This is a genomic window from Nocardia aobensis NBRC 100429, assembly GCF_000308375.1.
Taxonomy (GTDB): Bacteria; Actinomycetota; Actinomycetes; order Mycobacteriales; family Mycobacteriaceae; genus Nocardia; species Nocardia aobensis.
In genome coordinates, this window is sequence record NZ_BAFQ01000005.1 from 1 (window position 1) to 16,295 (window position 16,295).

The following is a 16,295-nucleotide window of genomic DNA, read 5'->3' on the forward strand; positions in this document are numbered from 1 at the left end:
GTTTCCGGTGAGTGCCCGCATGATCAGTGACCGCTGCGGATGGGTGTGGGCCTGCTCCGGGGTGATCCGGCCCTCGTCGACCAGCGACTGGACGAAGGTGTCGTCGCGGGTGATCTGGGCGAGCTCGCCGTTGCGGAGCATGTAGGCCCGGGAGTCGCCGATATGGGCGAGGCCGAGTTTCTTGCCCGCGAACAGGATGGTGGTGAGCGTGGTGCCCATACCGTCGAGTTCGGGTTCCTCTTCGACCTGGTCGGCGATCGCGGCGTTGCCTTCGCGAATCGCCCGGTCGAGTTTGCCGAGCAGATCGTCGCCGGGCTCGTCGTCGTCGAGATGAGCCAGCGCGGCGATCATCAACTGCGAGGCCACCTCACCGGCGGCGTGCCCGCCCATGCCGTCGGCGAGCGCCAGCAGGCGTGCACCGGCGTAGACGGAGTCCTCGTTGTTTGCCCGGACGAGACCACGGTCGCTACGCGCTGCGTAGCGGAGAACTTGAGTCACGATCGCAGCTCGATCACAGTCTTACCGACACGGACAGGGGTGCCGAGTGGAACTCGGACGGGAGTGGTGACCTTCGCTCGATCGAGGTAGGTCCCGTTGGTCGATCCTAAGTCTTCGACGTACCAGTCCTCGCCGCGCGGCGATAACCGTGCATGCCGGGTCGAGGCGTAGTCGTCGGTCAGTACCAGCGTGGAGTCGTCTGCACGCCCGATGAGCACCGGTTGGGTGCCGAGCGTGATCCGAGTGCCGGCGAGTGAACCCTGAGTCACCACTAGATACTTGGCGCCCTTCTGGCCACGGCTGAAGGATGGCAGCACCACCGAACCTCGGGTGGGTCGGGGCTGGATCCGAATGCCTGATGCCGCGTAGATGTCGCTGCGCAAGGTGCGAAGCACCGCCCACACGAACAGCCACAACAACAAGAGGAACCCCGCACGGGTCAACTGCAGGATCAGTCCCTGCACGGCGCTCCACCTCCTGTTCGACCGGTCCCGTAGTGGCGTTTCGTCCCCCAACCGGCGTGCTGGTCAGCACGGCCCGGCTGCCGAGCGAATGTTGGCAGCATAATAGGGCCGATGACCGGTTGCGATCACGATACGGGCGAGCGGTTTTCGCGCCCCATCGTGACCTGCACCGGCGAGCTTACGGGATCAGACGATTCGGATCAGGATCTCGGAATGCCCGGCCCGGATCACATCTCCGTCGGCGAGCTGCCAATCCTGGACGGGCGAGCCGTTGACCAGCGTCCCGTTGGTGGAACCGAGATCCGAGAGCATGGCGACCTGACCGTCCCAGCGCACCTCGATGTGGCGACGGGACACCCCGGTGTCGGGAAGCCGGAAATGGGCGTCCTGGCCGCGCCCGATGATGTTGCTGCCCTCGCGTAGCTGGTACGTGCGACCGCTGCCGTCGTCGAGGTGCAGGGTGGCCGCGTAGCCGGACCCGCCACGCGCCGGCTGCGGGGCCGCGGCGTAGCCGCCCTGCTGTCCGTAGGCCGGCTGCTGTCCGTACGCCTGATCCTCGGCGCCGTAACCGCCCTGGTCGGCGTACCCCTGATCGGCATAGCCGGGGTCGGCGTAACCCTGCTGGCCGTAGCCGGCCTGAGCCTGGTAGCCCTGGTCGTATCCGGGAGTCTGGCCGTAGCCCGGCTGCTGACCGTAGTTCTGCTCCGGATAACCCTGCTGTTGCCCGTACCCCTGGTCGGCGTAGCCCTGCTGGCCGTAGCCCTGGTCGTAGCCGCTCTGCTCGTAGCCACCCTGCTCGTACGCCTGCTGCTGGCCGTACCCCTGGTCGGCGTAGGCCTGCTGGCCGTAGCCCTGGTCGTAGCTGCTCTGGTCGTAGCCGCCCTGCTCGTAGCCCGGCTGCCCGTAGGCCGCGCCACCCTGCGGGTAGCCCGCGCCGCCCTGCTGGTAGTCGTAGCCGTTCTGGTAGTCGCCGCCTTGCTGATAGTCGCCGTAGGCGGGCTGCGATTCCGGAGCGGCGTATTCACCGGCACCGGGGTACTGACCACCCCGGCCGTAGTCGTCCTGATATTGCGGCGCGGGGCGGCCCCCCGGCGGGGGTGCGTACCCGCGGCTGCGTGGATCGGACTCCGCGGGCTCTCGGCTGGGGTCGTAGCCTGAGTTCTGCGTCATGGGGCCAGCTCCTGGTTGCGGGTGTGCGGGTCGTTGTGGGGGTCGTCCAGGTCGATCGGGCGGCCGGCGCGGTGCCGGGGGGTTCCGGCGGCCCGCATCCGGGTCGACCCGTCCGTGCGTCCTGAACTGTCCGGTGTGCAGCGTAGGGGATGCCTCGAATTCGACGTGCACTTCACCGTAGGTCTGCCACCCCTGATCGCGGATGTAGTCCTGTAAATGCTTGGCGAACGCGCGGGTGGTCAACTCGTGGTCTGCATCGAGTTCCTGCAGGTCCGTGGGGTTGACCGTGATGACATAGACGTTCGGGGCGAGCAGATGCCCGCCCTCGAGTTCGCTCAGGCGATCCGAGGCCTCGCGCTGCAGCGCCGCTTCCACCTCCTGGGGAACGACGCTGCCGCCGAAGACCCTGGCGAAGGCGTCACCGACGGCGCCCTGCAGACGTCGCTCGAAACGCGAGACGATGCCCATACCGGCCTCCCTTCGATGCCCGCCCTCGTTGCCTGCGCTGTCTGTCCACGTCAGCTGATCGTCTGTGTCGTCCGGGCGTCACGATCCCGCGACACGACATGCCGATAGGGCGTGTCGTCGAACGGACACGGTCACTGCATGATATCCACGATCCTCCACCGCTGTAACTCACGACCGGCCACCCACGGTTCCCATTACCCGAAAATTCTCCTCCGCAACCGTTGTGAGCAGGCGATTTCGTGTGTGAAGCGGGCGCGTGATACTGTCTTCCAGTCGCTCGGGCGAGTGGCGGAATGGCAGACGCGCTGGCTTCAGGTGCCAGTGTCCTTCGGGACGTGGGGGTTCAAGTCCCCCTTCGCCCACAGAGGAAGAGCCGCAGATCGAATCCGATCTGCGGCTCTTCTTTTTCGTATCCGTCAGGCGGTGTGCAGTGCCGCACGCAGCACCGAGACCGCTTGGGCGACCGCCGCTTTCGCCGCGTTGGTGTCGTGCATGGAGTTGACCATCACGAAATCGTGGATGATGCCGCCGTACCGGGTCTGGACGACGGGGACGCCGGCGTCGCGGAGTTTGGCGGCGAAGGCCTCGCCCTCGTCGCGCAGGACATCGGCCTCACCGGTGATCACCAGCGCCGGGGGCAGTCCGGCCAGCTGTTCGGTGGTGGCGCGCAGCGGGGAGGCCGTGATCTGGGCGCGGTCCGCTTCACTGGTCGTGTACTGGTCCCAGAACCACCGCATACCTTCCCGGGTCAGGAAGTAGCCCTCGGCGAACTGCTCGTAGGACGGGGTGTCGAAGTTGGCGTCGGTGACGGGATAGAACAGCACCTGCTGGACGAACGAGACATCGCCGCGCTCCTTCGCCATCAGCGTCAGCGCGATGGCCATATTGCCGCCCACCGAATCGCCCGCGATCGCGATCCGGGCGGTGTCGAGGCCCTTCTCCGCGCCGTTCGAGCGCACCCACTGCGCGACCCGATAGGACTGCTCGTTGGCCACCGGGTAGCGCACCTCGGGGGAGCGGTCGTATTCGGGGAAGACGACGGCCGCGTGCACGCCCACGGCGAGATCGCGCACCAGCCGGTCGTGGGTGTGCGCATCGCCGAACACCCAGCCGGCGCCGTGGGTGTACACGATGACGGGCAGCGTTTCGGTCACCCCTTGTGGTTTGACGATGCGGGCCCGCACCGATCCGGTCGGGCCGCCCTCGACCGTGATCCACTCCTCGTCGATCGCCGGCTTCTCGATCGGCGAATCCTGCACCGAGTCAACGGCTTTGCGGCCCTCCTCGGGCGGCAGCTGGTAGAGGAACGGCGGCTGTGAGGTCGCGTCGACGAACTCCTGAGCGGCCTGCTCCAGGGAGACGCCCAGCGGATTTCCGGTCATCGGTGATTCCTTTCGGCGGGGTGTGCGGCTGCGGACAACGCGGCGCCCGATCAGTTTCCGCTGGTGGGATGGCAACGCGCCCCTCGCTACGGGACGGGAAAACACCGGATCAAGACACGGCGGCCACCAGCGGCGTCTCACCGGAACCGGTGGACCGGAACCGGCGCTGATATTTACTGGGCGATATCCCGAGCCGGGCTGTGAACGCGCGACGCATCGCCTCGGTGCTGCCGTAGCCCGCCGCCATCGCCGCCTCGGTCACCCCGCAGCCGGCATGCAGCATGTCCCGGGCGACCCCGAAGCGGATGAAGGCGACGTATTCGGCGGGGGAGCGCTCCAATTCGGCGCGGAAGAGTCTGGTCAGATGCCGCGGGCTGACGTTGGCATGGGCGGCCAGCGTCCGGACGGTATGGGGGAAGGCGGGTTCCGCGCAGATGAGATCGACCGCCTTGCGCACCAGCGGGCTGCGCGGCGCCGGCCCGGACAGCGAGGCCGAGAACTGCGACTGCCCGCCCGCGCGGTGCATGTACACCACCATCAACTGGGCGATCCGGCGTGCGATGTCGGGGCCGAAATCCTCCTCGACCATCGCCAGTGCCAGGTCGACCCCGGCGGTCACCCCGGCCGAGCTGTACAGGTTTCCGTCGCGCACGTAGATGTCGTCGGCGGCCACGTCGATCGCGGGATAGCGCCGCGCCAGATGTGCGGCGAACTTCCAGTGCGTGGTGGCCCGGCGCCCGTCGAACAGGCCCAGTTCGGCGAGGACGAACGCGCCGCTGCACACCGATGCCAGGCGCCGCGTGTTCCAGGACAGCTGCCGCGCCGCCGTGAGCAGTTCGGGTGTGACGAATCGAGAGGGCGGCAGCTCACTGCCCGGTATCACGACGGTGTCGAAGACGCCCGCGTCGGCCGCCGCGACCGCGCATTCGATCCGGGCGCCGATCGAGGTCTGCACGCTGCCGCCGTCCGCCGACACCAGCACGACCTCGTATCCGGGGCAGGCCTGGTTGGCCTCGACGAAAACTTCCGCGGGGCCGGTGAAGTCGAGCATCTTGACGCCGTCGAAGACCAGAATTCCTACCCGCCGGCGCGGTAGTCGGTCGAGTTCGAGGGCCATCCCGCCATCATTCTGGAGTAACGCCTCCAGAACAAGCTTTGTGGCCGGGGTCGCAGTGCGATTGATACGGTGGGCGCCATGGGGAGGCCACGGCAGTTCGACGAATCGGCGTTGCTCGACGCCGCCACCGAACTGTTCTGGTCGCAGGGTTTCGAACAGACGTCGGTCGAGGACGTCTCGCGCGCGAGCGGCATCGGCAACGGCAGCATCTACGCCGCCTACCGCAGCAAACGCGGACTGTTCCTCGCGGCCTTCGAACGCTACTGCGAGGGCCGCGCCCGCCTGGTGCGCGAGGTGGTGACCTCGGCTCCCGGTTCGGCGCGCGCGGCCGTGCGCGCGTTGTTCGAGGCGATCATCGACGACTGCGTCGCACAGCCCGATCGGCGCGGCTGCCTGATGCTCAACAGCATCGCCCAGCTCGGCTCGCGCCTGCCCGAGGTGATCGGCATCGGGAATCGGACCACGGCCGCGATGGAACAGAGTGTCGCCGAGCGGTTACGCCGCGCCGCCGAGGAATCCGGTGCCGAACTCGATGCGGCGACCCTGGCCGCCTACAGCGCCGCGGTGGTGATGACGGCGCAGGGTCTCATTCAATTGAGTCGCTTGGGAACTCCGCTCTCGCGTCTGCGCGAAATCGCCGAGGTGTCGAGTCGCAATCTGCCCGGAGCGTGGGACGCTCCGGTCGCGGGCGGAGTTCTCTGACGGTGTCGTCCTCCGGGGCCGCCGTTCGTCAGCGGCCTCGCTGGGTGCGCACGTAGTCGACGGCGTCCTGCGTGACAGCGTCGGTGATGTCGGCGAATTCCTCGTGCTTCTGGATGTAGCCCGCCACGAACGGGCAGATCGGCACGATGCGCAGACCGGCCTCGCGGGTACGGTCCAGTGCCTGCGAGACCAGGGCGCCGGCCAGGCCGCGTCCGGCGAAGTCGGAGTCGATTTCGGTGTGGTAGAAGATCCGCTGCCCGTCGTGGTCGAGGTATTCGGTGAAGCCGGCGAGCCGATCGTCCACGCTGATTTCGAACCGCTCCGCGGCCTGCGTGACGACCGGGGAGGGTTGCTGTTCGGCGGTCATGGTCTCAGTATCGCGGCCCGGCCGGCCGGATTCGGGCAGGTTCGGGTGAGGACGCGCGCGGCAGTGTGATCTTCGCCGCATTCTCGGCGGCTGACCGGTCGTTATTCGTTTCCGGTATTACTGGCGAAGAATTGTTGTTCGAGTTCGCTGTCGAAATAACTGCACAATTCAATGGAAGCGCATCCGTAACTATCTGAGAATTACCTGACGGCAGGCTTGGAATCTCCGTCGGTAACAAACTCAAAGTTTGTTTCTCGCTCGTGTCGCTCTTCTGGATAGTGCCACAGTGCCTTCGTTTGATGCGCTGACCTGCGGTGATGACGAACAGGTAAGCAACAGGCGACGCGCCGGCGGAATGACTGCGGACCGCCTATCCGGCAGCGGAACCAACGGCCGAATTGGCAGAAAAATCCCGGCTACTCGAGCGTTGCGGTCTGGGGTGCACCGCTATTTCCGACCGCCCGCCAGGTATTTGCGCCCAGTCTCCGGAAGTGCTGTCTGGCTGCGGGTTTCGGCTCGGTTACGACCGGGCAGACGGAGTACGCAGGAGGTTGCGTAGGGGTAACGATTGTGTAGAGTCGACGGTAACGCTGGCCGCAGCTGAGCTGGACTCGCTGCGGCCAGTGGATCTCAAATCGGCACTCCGATGATCCTTCGAATCCCCGCCCTCTCGCAAGGGATTTTCTCAGCCTCAGCAGAACCCGGTCGGCGTTAGCTCGATATGCGCTCGTCCGCGTCCGCCGCGGACCGCAACGCCACACTTTCCTGCGCCGCACGGCGTCCGGGGCCGAAGACGTAGGTCAGAAATCCGAGCTCGGCAACCAGCCCGATACCGATGCGCACCGGCGCGGGCCAGCCGGCGGGTGTGACGAACCCCTCGATCAGGCCCGATACCAGCAGGACCGCCACCAGACCGAGTGCGATCGTGGCCGTCGCCCGGCCCTGCCGGGCCAGCGCCTCGGCCCGCGACGACCGCCCCGGATCGATCAGCGTCCACCCCAGCTTCAGCCCCGCACCGCCGGCGACGAAAACGGCCGTGAGTTCGAGCATGCCGTGTGGCAGCAGGAAACCGAAGAACGAGTCGAGCCGCCCGGCATCCGCCATCAGCCCGGCGGACACCCCCACGTTCAGTGCGTTCATGAACAGCAGATAGGCGGCCGGGAGAATCAGGATGCCGGTGAACAACGCGATCGCCGACACCCAGGCGTTGTTGGTCCACACCTGTGCGGCGAAGGCGTCGTGCGGATGTTCGGAGTAGTAGGACTCGAAGCGACCGCCGGGCGCGGTCAGCGATGCCGCGTCCGACGGCAGCCCCAAAGTCCTTCGCGCCGAGCCGGAACCGGACACCCAGATGCCGATTCCGGCCGAGACGGCCAGGAACGCGGCCGCCACCCCGGCCCACCACGACCACGCTCGATACACCGCGGCGGGAAACCGGTGGGTGAAGAAATAGCCGATCTGCGACCAGGTGTCGGTCCGCGCGCCCAGCAGCCGCCCCCGCGCTCGCGCCAGGACCGCGCTCAGACCGTTGATCAACTCCGGATCCGGTGAATGCGATTGCAGTCGCGCCAGCTGCTGGGAGGTGCGGCGATACAGGGCCACGAATTCGTCGACCTCGGCGCCGCTGAGGCGCCGCTGCGCGGTCAGCCGGTCGAGCCGATCCCAATGCCGCCGCTGCGCGAACGAATAGGCATCGACGTCCATCGGCTCCTCCTGTGTTCGTGCCGACCTGCCCCCCGAAGGCTAGTTCGCACGCGCCCGATTCGGGATACTGGAGCGATCATGGCCGATTTCACCACGGGGGAGGCCGTCTCCCTGCAGTTGCCGATCGCGCGCATCCCCACCCGCGCCGCGGCCTTCGCGATCGATCTGGTGCTGCAGCTCGTCCTCGCCCTCCTCTTGTTGTCGGCCGTCGTCGGCGTGCTGTTCCGATTCGAACCCGACGGCGCGTGGGTCGATGTGGCCGTGCTGATGACCATGGTGACCGTCCTCGTCGGATATCCGGTCGTCAGCGAAACTCTGATGCGGGGGCGGACCGTCGGAAAAATGGCACTGGGCCTGCGTGTGGTGCGCGGCGACGGCGGCCCCGTCGATTTCCGGCACGCGCTGACCCGCGGCCTCGCCGGCGCCCTCGTCGATTTCTGGAATCTCGGCGGGTTCGGTCTGGTCGCGGTGGTCACCTCGCTGTGTTCGCCGCGGGCGCGGCGCGTCGGTGACATCCTGGCCGGCACCGTCGTGGTGTCGGATCGGGCGCGAATTCCCATGCCCGCCTTGGCCGTCGCGCCGCCCTGGCTGGTCGACTGGGTGGGACGGCTGGATCTGTCCGGGCTCACCGAGGATCTCGCTCTGCCGGTGCGCCGGTATCTGACCCGCTTCCCGCACCTCACCCCGCAGGTACAGGCGGAACTCGGTGCGGCGCTGGTGGTCGCGGTCTGCGAGCAACTGCGGGTGGCGCCACCGGCCGGATATCCGCCGCTGCAAATTCTCGGCGCGGTGATCGGGGAGCGGCAACGACGGATTCTGCCGCCACCGCGCCTGCCCTTCTGGCCGATGCCCCAGCAGTGGGCGGCACCCGCGCAGCCGTATGCCCCGGTGGCCCGGCCGGGGGCGTGAACGCTCAGAGCGCTCCCGACCGTTTCAGTTCCAGGTACTCGTCGGCCAGCGCCTCCGGCACGCGATCCGGCGCCGCGGCCACCACGTCGATTCCCTGGCGCTGCAGGGTTTCTCGCACGATCGCGCGTTCGGTGAGCAGATGTTCGGCGGCCGCGGCGGCATAGACCTCGGCGGCGGAATCGCGACGGGTCGCGGTCGCGGCGATCTCCGGATCGGTGACCGACACCAGCAGCACCCGGTGCCGACTGCTCAGCACCGGGAGCACCGGCAGCAGATTCTCTTCGACCATCGCCCCGTCGAGGCTGGTGAACCAGACCACCAGGCTGCGTCGCCGGGTATGGCGAACCGCGGTGCGGACCATCGCCGGGGTGTCGGCATCCAGCAGTGCGGGCACGACGCCCGAGAGGGCGTGCATCAGCTTGGGCTGCACGGCTTTTCCGCGAGCGCCGCGCACCTCGGCGCGGATCTCGCGATCGAAGGCCAGCAGATCGACGGTGTCCCCGGCCGCGGCCGCCAATCCGCCCAGCAGCAGCGCGGCCTCGATGGCGGTGTCCAACCGGGTCTGCTCGCCGAGCCGGGCGGCGCTGATCCGGCCGGTGTCCATCAACATCAGCACGTGGCGATTGCGTTCGGGCCGCCAGGTGCGGACCAGCACATCGGTCGCGCGGGCCGTGGCTCGCCAGTCGATGGAACGCACATCGTCACCGGCTACGTATTCGCGGAAGGAATCGAATTCCGAGCCCGGGCCACGCAGGTTGGCGACCGATCGGCCGTCCAGATGCTGCAGCCGTTTCACCTTGGCAGCGAGGATCCGCTCGGTCCGGAACGGCGGCAGTGCACGAACCGTGGCGGGAACGGTGCGGCGGAACTGCCGGCCCGCCAGGCCGAGCGGTCCGACCAGCCGAACCGTGACCGGCCCCGCGATCCGATCGCCGCGGCGAGCCGGGCGGACGGTGGTGGCCAGCCGGGTGGCGGTGTTCGGCGGCAGGCGCAATCGGTGGGTCTCGGCCGGTGCCTGCGCACTGGGCGGCCAGTCGTCCCACAGCAGCGCCCGCACCACGCCCGGGCCGCGATTCAGGACGGTGAGCTCGACGGTGGCGGTGCGGCCGACGCGGACGGTGGTGAGCGGCACCCGGGACAGTTCGAGAGCGCCGGTGCGACAGGCGATCACGTCGACGGCGACCAGCAGAGCCAGCACACCCGTCAGCACCACGACTCCGGCCCAGGACGGCAGTGCGACTCCGACGACCACCGCCGCCACGGCCGCGCAGACGGCGAGCCGACCCGTGACGATCATCGCGCTACACCGGAACCGGGACCGCGGCCAGCAGCGAGGACATCACGCCGTCACCCGTCACGCCGTCCAGTTCGGCTTCGGGACGCAGCTGCAGACGATGCCGCAGGACGGTCACCGCAACGGTTTTGACGTCGTCCGGAGTGACGAAGGCGCGCCCGTTCAGCCAGGCCAGGGCCCGAGCCGAGGCCAGCACCGCGGTCGCCCCGCGCGGTGACGCGCCGTGCTGAACCGCGGGAGAGGTGCGGGTCGCGCGGCACAGATCGACGATGTAGGCCAGCACCTCCGGGTTGACCGTCACCTGCGCGACGGCGGCCCGCGCCGCCGCGATATGCGCCGCCCCCGCGACCGGCCGCACACCCGCCGCGTCCAGATCGCGCGGATCGAAGCCGGCGGCGTGGCGCTGCAGAATGCGGAATTCGTCGTCCCGGCCGGGCAATTGGATGTCCACCTTGAACAGGAACCGGTCCAGTTGAGCTTCCGGCAGCGGGTAGGTGCCCTCCTGTTCGATCGGATTCTGGGTCGCGATCACCACGAACGGATCGGGCAGCGGCTGCGGCACGCCGGCCACCGACACCTGCCGCTCCTCCATCGACTCCAGCAGTGCCGACTGGGTTTTCGGCGGTGTGCGGTTGATCTCGTCGGCGAGCAGCAGGTTGGTGAAAACCGGGCCGCGGCGGAAGGTGAATTCGGCCGAATGCGGATCGTAGATCTGGGAGCCGGTGACATCGCCCGGCATCAGGTCCGGAGTGAACTGCACCCGGGTGTGCTCGAGTTCCAGCGCCGCGGCCAGCGATCGCACCAGCAGCGTCTTCGCCACGCCCGGAACACCTTCCAACAGCACATGGCTCCGGCACAGTAGCGCGAGTACCAGGAACAGCACCGCGTGGTCGTTGCCGACGACGGCCTTGCCGATCTCGGCACGCACCTCGCCGAGCGCCCGGAGCGCCTGGTCGGCGGTGGGGGTGTGGTTGGTCTGCGCCGTTGTCATCCGGTCTCCGTCATCCTATTTCCGATTCGATCCAGTCCAGTTGTGCCGCCACGTATTCCAGTGCCGCATCGTCGGCGACGGGCCCGTAGAAGGCTGCGGCGACGCGGCCGGGATCGACGCCGATCCGGGCTCCGATCACCGCGCTCACTCGTTCCGGCGCGGCATCGGCGCGCAGGTCCACGCGGGCGCGGATGCGCCGCAGGGTGGCCGCGCGCAATTTCGCCGCGACATGGTCGCGATCCTTGGTTGTGCGGTAGAGCGCGGCCTGACCGGCGAGCAGCTCACCGGCCGCCACCCGCACCGGTCGGGGTTCGCCCACCACCGCACCGCGGCGGCGGGCGCGCCACCAGACCACGACCGCGGCGAAGATCAGCGCCTGCAGTCCGCCGTAGGCCAGCCAGGGCGGCAGGCGCTGGAAGATCGAATCGTCGCCCTCGCCCACATCGGGTGGGCGGACATCCGGGTGATCGGGCGGCGGCGGTGGGTGCGGCTGCGTCGGCTGTGGTGGGGCCGTCGGCGCGGCGGCCAGCCGGAACAGCAGGTACACGACCAGCGCGACGACGAGCGCGCCCACCACGACCATCCAGAAACGCTTGTCGCGCAACAATTGTGGCAGGGGCGGCAGCTGACGACGGCCACGGCGCGTGCGTGCCGAGCGCTGCTGTTCGATCGGGTCCGGCGGTGGCGGCGGCGCCAGCGAATACCGGTCGGCCGAGGTGAGGCGCTGATATTCGTCCGGGGTGGCGGTGCGCCCGCCGTAGACGATCTCGTCGAAACTGTGTGCCGCGCCGTCGAATTCGGCGGCGGCACCGGGAAGGGCATGCGCTGCGGCCGATGCGGTTTCGCGCGCGGTGCGCGAACGCCGGACCTCGAGCACCCCACCCTGTTCGAGACCGCGCACGACGGCGCGGAAGCGTTCGCGCAGTGCGGTATCGAAGTCGTGGTGCCCGGCGGCGGACTCGGCCGCGGCGCGGTGCTGGGCGGCCGGGCCGAGTGTCGGTGGCGGAGGCGCCGAGGGCCGATCGGGCCGGGCGTCGTCGTCGGTCACCGTGCCGCCTGCCCGCTCGGTATCCGGATGTCGAAACCTTCGCGGCCGCAGCGCCGGTCGATATGGACCACCACCGCGGTCGCGGCGTCCACCGCCGCGGCGAACGCCGAAATCAGCAGCACCGCACCGGACAGCAGGATGACGACCGCCCAGCGATGGGTGCCGGAGATATCGGAGAGGAAGCCCAGGAGTCCCGCGACCGGCGCCGCCAGCGCCAGCAGCACTGCGCGCAGATAGAGCCACAGACCGGCCAACGGCATCACGCGGCCGGTGGCGAGCAGTTTCGCTCGTCGGACCGCCGCCTGGTACGGAATCGATTCGGTGAACAGGACCGGCGCGATCGGCCACCTCGTCCCGCGTACCCGGGCCAGCCAGATCACCGCCGGAATCAGGGTGACGATCAGCGGCGTGCCGAGCAACAGGATGCCGAAGCCGATCGATGTGGAAATCACCTGATTCAGCAGCAGCCGGCCCGAGACCGGAAACAGACGCCCGGCCGCGGTGCGCGCGGTGATCGGCTGGTCGTCGACGACGGCGAGCCCGATCGGCACGGTGACACCGACTGTCCACAGGCGCAGCACCCATGCACAGCAGGCTGTGGAAAGAATTGCCGCCCAGGCGGTTCCGGCGCTCGAGCCGCCGGTCGCGAACGACACCAGGGCCGTGATCCCGGCCACGATCCCCAGGGCCGCGGCCGATCCCGCACCCGCCAGCCCGGCGATCAGCCGAATCCGATGCTGCAACACCGCGAAGGGCAGATCGGCCAGCTCGCGCCACGACAGCGGTCGCACCGGAATTCGTTCGGCGTCGTCTCCGCCGCCGGAGTCGCGGTCGCCGGCACCGCGCGGCGGCACCACGCGGTGGGCGGACGATCGCCCCTCTCGACCGGTCACGGCTGGAAACACGGGCCGAGTCTATCCACGGACCCGGACGCGTGACGGTTATCCGAGCGGCCACCCGGCCGGGTCCGCCCACGAGCTGACGCGACCCGGTTCGGCCACACCGACGCGACGACGCACCGTGCCGCCCCCGGCCGTGGTCCCGGGCGCGTCCGGTCGCAGCCCTCGGTCAGTCGCGGCCGGAGCCGGGCGGCAGTTCGCGCGGGGCGCGGTAGCCGAGTTCGGTCGCGTCGGCGGCGGGCAATTCGCGGTACGGGCCGGATTCCGGCAGGCCGGGGTGGGCCGCGGGATCCCGGTACGGGAGCGCGGCGTAGCGCGCATAGCGCGGGTCGTGCCGGTAGGCGGCGTAACGCGGGTCGTGCTGGTACGCGTCGTACGGGTACGACGCGGTGACCTGGCCGTACGGCGCATTCGGCAGTGCCTGGCCCGGATGCCCGTAGCCCACCGCCGCATCGTGCGAATCCTCGGAGTTCACCGTCACCTTGCGGGTGCGTTTGAGAGTGAAGGTGATCTCCTCCGCCTCTTCGAAGACCTGACGGACGGTGCGCAGCGGTGCCGTCGCGGTGTCGATGGTCCGGTCGAGTGCGGAGGTGACGAATCCGGGTACCAGCGGCCGGATCCAGCGCGCCGCGGTATCGGTGAACGGCACCGTGCCGATCACCGGAAGTTCCAGTCCACCACCCTTTTTCGCATCCTCGCGCGGGGCGGGCACCGCAGCGGGCGAATTCGGCGCCAGGCCGGTCGAGGGCAGCTGTGCGGGCAGATTCCGTGCGGTCACGGTCGCCTCCTGTAGGGGGTCGGTTCGGGCCGTGGATTCGGCGGCGGGCAATGCGTTCGGGGCGGTCTGCGCCCCCGGGGGAAGGGCGGCCAGCGCTTCGAATTCGGCCACCGCCCGGCGCTGCGGTTCGGTGATGCCGATTTCCAGGTTGCCGATCGCGGCTATCACCCGTTTGCGCTGGCGTTCGCGATCGATCGCGGTATCGGCGTGCAATGCCAGTTGCGCGGCGGCCACCCGGTGTTCGGCGTGCTGGACCGCGACCGCGGTGTCGGCGGCCCGCGCGGCGCGGTCGGCTTCGGCCCGCGCGGCCACGGCGCGGTCGAACGACGATTCGCCACGCCAGGACCGCAGTATCAGCGGCAGCAGGGCCAGTACCACCGCGATCGCGATCGTGAGCAGGCGCAACAGCAGCGCGCCGATATGCCCGATGGTGTAGTCGTTCATGGCCAGCCAGCGCGCGCCCAGACCACGGTCCCCGGTGTGGAAGGCAGCGGTACGGGCCTGCTCCAGGGCGCGCTGCCGGGTGGCGATTTCCGCGTCCGAGGGCTGGATGCGGGCCTGGGCGGTGTTGAACCGCCCGCGGGCGTCGTCGAGCATCGCGTTGGCGGTCTGTGCTTCGGGGCCCCGGCCGGGCACCCCGGTGATCTTGGTCTGCGGGCACTGCGGCGTGGGGTTGTATTCGCAGCGGGCGACGACCAGGGCCTGATCCATATCGGCCTGCGCCTGGGCGATGGTCTGCGTGAGTGCGGCGCGTTCGGCCGTCGCCCGGTCGAGTTCGGTGCGCGCGGTGACCACGGTCGCGGCGGATTCGGCGTCGCGGCGGGACCGATCGTCGAGTGTGCGGTCGACGGATCCGGCGAGAATCACCGTGCTCGCCAGCTCGGCCACCAGCACACCGGTGATCACCGCGACCACGATCCGCCCGAACCGCTCGGCTCGGCCGCGGCCGGCCCGGTCCGACAGTGGCGCGGTGGCCAGCGCTCGCGATATCGCGCCGACCAGCAGTGTCGCGAGCAGCGCGACGATCGCCACGACCGCGGCGGGCCAGTGTGCCGCCGCACCCGCTGCCGCGACGACGATTCCGGACAGCACCGCGAACAACAGCACCACCCCACCGGTGACGGCGTAGGCCGACGCCTCGTGCCGGTCGCCGCGGCCGGCTTCGGCGCCGCCGAGCCAGGTCAGCGCGCCGATCGGCGACCGCCGGGATGTCGGTCGCGGTGCGGTCGTGCGGGAGTCGGCCGCCGGGGTTTCGGGCGCCGGGGTTTCGGAGGCCGGGCTTTCGGAGGCCGGGCTTTCGGAGGCCGAGGCTTCGGACGCCGGACGTCCGGTGGCGGATTGATCGAAGACGCGGGGATCGGTCAACGGATTCACATCCTCTGGGTCCCAGTCGTTGTCGCCACGGGCGAAACGGTCGTTGCATCGTGGTCCGGGCGGTGGTGTGCCCCCGCGCGCGGGCGGAGCGGGTAATCCGCCGAGCGCCCCGGCCGCGCGCAATCAGGTTCAGAGTGACAGGCCGACCGGGGAACCACCGAGTGCGGTGGCATCGATGTGGTAAGCCTCACAGACGGCCGGGGAGCGAAACCCTACTCTCGGGTAGGCGGCGCCGATCGACACGAGGGTGCGGCCGTGACAGGAGGGCGGAACGTGCGAGCGACTCCGGAAGCCGGCGCTCATGGGAGCGGGGGAGCATATGCGGGTGAGACCGGCGACTCCGCGGTGGCGGTCGACGCCCACGCCGCACGGTCGCGATGCGATGGTCACCGCCCGCGCCGCAGCGCTCGCCTCGTCGCGGTCGCCGTGCTTCTCACCTCGGCATTCGCGGTCGTGGCGCCGGTGACCGCGGAACAAGTACTTCCGCAGGCGCAGGCGGCTCCCGCGGCGGAAGGCCGGTCGGTATCGAGTCCCCTGGTGGAGCTGGTGCTGCGCCGCCTGAACACCGCCGACGCCGTCGCCGCCGCGAAATGGACCACGTCGCAGGCGACCGGACAGGCTCCCGTGGTGGACGATCCGGTGCGCGAGGCGCAGGTCTACGACGCGATGGCCGCCGCCGGCACCCGATCGGGGCTGCCGCAGGACTGGGTGCGGCAGGTGTTCACCGGCCAGATCGAAGCCAACAAGACCGTGCAGTACGGACTACTCACCCGGTGGCGGTTCGATCCGGCTGCCGCGCCCGTATCGGATGCGTCGGATCTGGCAGCCGTGCGGCCCGTGATCGACCAGGTGAACGGCGAAATCCTGAGTCAGCTGGCGGCGCATCGCACCGTGCTCGGCGCGCCGGATTGTGCGCAGCAGCTCGCGGCCGCGGTGTTCCCCGTTCTGACCTCGGGCCGGGTGGACGCACTGCACGGCGCGGCGCTGGTCCGCGCGACCGTAACGCTTTGTCCCGCAACGGATGTGAAATAAACCACAGTCATTCTCGATCTTGGTTTGCCGAGAATGTGCTGAACTCCACATTCGCAAACGATGCCGTACGGTCCGCACATTGGCGTGGCTTGTCGCTC

15 protein-coding genes and 1 tRNA gene are annotated in these 16,295 nt (G+C 69.3%); 4 read left to right on the plus strand and 12 right to left on the minus strand.

What is annotated here, in order from left to right; translation table 11 throughout:
- The 3 genes from RJ03_RS00150 to RJ03_RS00160 all read right to left on the minus strand — a co-directional run.
- Nucleotides 1–498 (minus strand): PP2C family protein-serine/threonine phosphatase (locus tag RJ03_RS00150; protein WP_036496937.1); only part of this gene is annotated, 498 nt, incomplete at its 3' end.
- The gene (locus tag RJ03_RS00155; protein WP_030516711.1) at nucleotides 495–962 is read right to left on the minus strand and encodes an FHA domain-containing protein FhaB/FipA; all 468 of its coding nucleotides are present in this window, start codon (nucleotides 960–962) and stop codon (nucleotides 495–497) included. The genes RJ03_RS00150 and RJ03_RS00155, both read right to left, overlap by 4 nt.
- 186 nt (nucleotides 963–1,148) lie before the next feature.
- Entirely contained in the window at nucleotides 1,149–2,600 is a 1,452-nt protein-coding gene (locus tag RJ03_RS00160; RefSeq protein ID WP_036496938.1) for an FHA domain-containing protein, read from the minus strand.
- Between the two features lie 279 nt (nucleotides 2,601–2,879).
- Between RJ03_RS00160 and RJ03_RS00165 the strand changes: the two genes are divergently transcribed.
- Nucleotides 2,880–2,962: transfer RNA gene (locus tag RJ03_RS00165), tRNA-Leu, on the plus strand.
- A gap of 54 nt (nucleotides 2,963–3,016) precedes the next feature.
- Here the strand turns inward: RJ03_RS00165 and RJ03_RS00170 are convergent.
- Nucleotides 3,017–3,982, minus strand: coding sequence for an alpha/beta hydrolase (locus RJ03_RS00170; RefSeq protein WP_036496939.1), 966 nt, complete (start codon nucleotides 3,980–3,982; stop codon nucleotides 3,017–3,019).
- A 109-nt stretch (nucleotides 3,983–4,091) separates the two neighbouring features.
- Nucleotides 4,092–5,099: a GlxA family transcriptional regulator gene (locus RJ03_RS00175; RefSeq protein ID WP_036496940.1), complete on the minus strand. Its 1,008-nt coding sequence runs from the start codon at nucleotides 5,097–5,099 to the stop codon at nucleotides 4,092–4,094.
- Between the two features lie 78 nt (nucleotides 5,100–5,177).
- Between RJ03_RS00175 and RJ03_RS00180 the strand changes: the two genes are divergently transcribed.
- A complete protein-coding gene (locus RJ03_RS00180) occupies nucleotides 5,178–5,801 on the plus strand; it encodes a TetR/AcrR family transcriptional regulator (RefSeq protein ID WP_051024067.1) in 624 nt (207 codons plus the stop codon).
- Nucleotides 5,802–5,829: 28 nt separating this feature from the next.
- Here RJ03_RS00180 and RJ03_RS00185 read toward each other — a convergent pair whose 3' ends face one another.
- Together RJ03_RS00185 and RJ03_RS00190 are read right to left on the minus strand one after the other, a co-directional pair.
- Nucleotides 5,830–6,168 (minus strand): GNAT family N-acetyltransferase, encoded by a 339-nt coding sequence (locus tag RJ03_RS00185; RefSeq protein ID WP_036496941.1) that lies wholly within the window; start codon nucleotides 6,166–6,168, stop codon nucleotides 5,830–5,832.
- Between the two features lie 711 nt (nucleotides 6,169–6,879).
- A complete protein-coding gene (locus tag RJ03_RS00190; protein ID WP_036496942.1) occupies nucleotides 6,880–7,872 on the minus strand; it encodes a stage II sporulation protein M in 993 nt (330 codons plus the stop codon).
- 78 nt (nucleotides 7,873–7,950) lie between these two features.
- On the opposite strand from RJ03_RS00190, the gene RJ03_RS00195 reads away from it, so the two are divergent.
- The gene (locus RJ03_RS00195; protein WP_036496943.1) at nucleotides 7,951–8,781 is read left to right on the plus strand and encodes an RDD family protein; all 831 of its coding nucleotides are present in this window, start codon (nucleotides 7,951–7,953) and stop codon (nucleotides 8,779–8,781) included.
- Nucleotides 8,782–8,785: 4 nt separating this feature from the next.
- Here RJ03_RS00195 and RJ03_RS00200 read toward each other — a convergent pair whose 3' ends face one another.
- From RJ03_RS00200 to RJ03_RS00220, 5 genes are all read right to left on the minus strand, one after another.
- Nucleotides 8,786–10,078: a DUF58 domain-containing protein gene (locus RJ03_RS00200; protein ID WP_036496944.1), complete on the minus strand. Its 1,293-nt coding sequence runs from the start codon at nucleotides 10,076–10,078 to the stop codon at nucleotides 8,786–8,788.
- 4 nt (nucleotides 10,079–10,082) lie between these two features.
- Complete coding sequence (locus RJ03_RS00205; protein ID WP_036496945.1) at nucleotides 10,083–11,066, minus strand: AAA family ATPase; 984 nt, start codon at nucleotides 11,064–11,066, stop codon at nucleotides 10,083–10,085.
- 10 nt (nucleotides 11,067–11,076) lie between these two features.
- On the minus strand, nucleotides 11,077–12,114 hold the full coding sequence (locus RJ03_RS38220) for a DUF4129 domain-containing protein (protein WP_036496946.1): 1,038 nt from the start codon (nucleotides 12,112–12,114) through the stop codon (nucleotides 11,077–11,079).
- Nucleotides 12,111–13,019, minus strand: coding sequence for a hypothetical protein (locus tag RJ03_RS38225; protein ID WP_245552133.1), 909 nt, complete (start codon nucleotides 13,017–13,019; stop codon nucleotides 12,111–12,113). The genes RJ03_RS38220 and RJ03_RS38225 overlap by 4 nt, the downstream gene beginning before the upstream one ends.
- Before the next feature lie 163 nt (nucleotides 13,020–13,182).
- Entirely contained in the window at nucleotides 13,183–15,156 is a 1,974-nt protein-coding gene (locus RJ03_RS00220) for a DUF4407 domain-containing protein (RefSeq protein ID WP_157163308.1), read from the minus strand.
- A 282-nt stretch (nucleotides 15,157–15,438) separates the two neighbouring features.
- Here RJ03_RS00220 and aroQ point away from each other — a divergent pair, with 282 nt between their 5' ends.
- A complete protein-coding gene (aroQ, locus tag RJ03_RS00225) occupies nucleotides 15,439–16,197 on the plus strand; it encodes a gamma subclass chorismate mutase AroQ (RefSeq protein WP_157163309.1) in 759 nt (252 codons plus the stop codon).
- The last annotated feature ends 98 nt before the right edge of the window (nucleotides 16,198–16,295 follow it).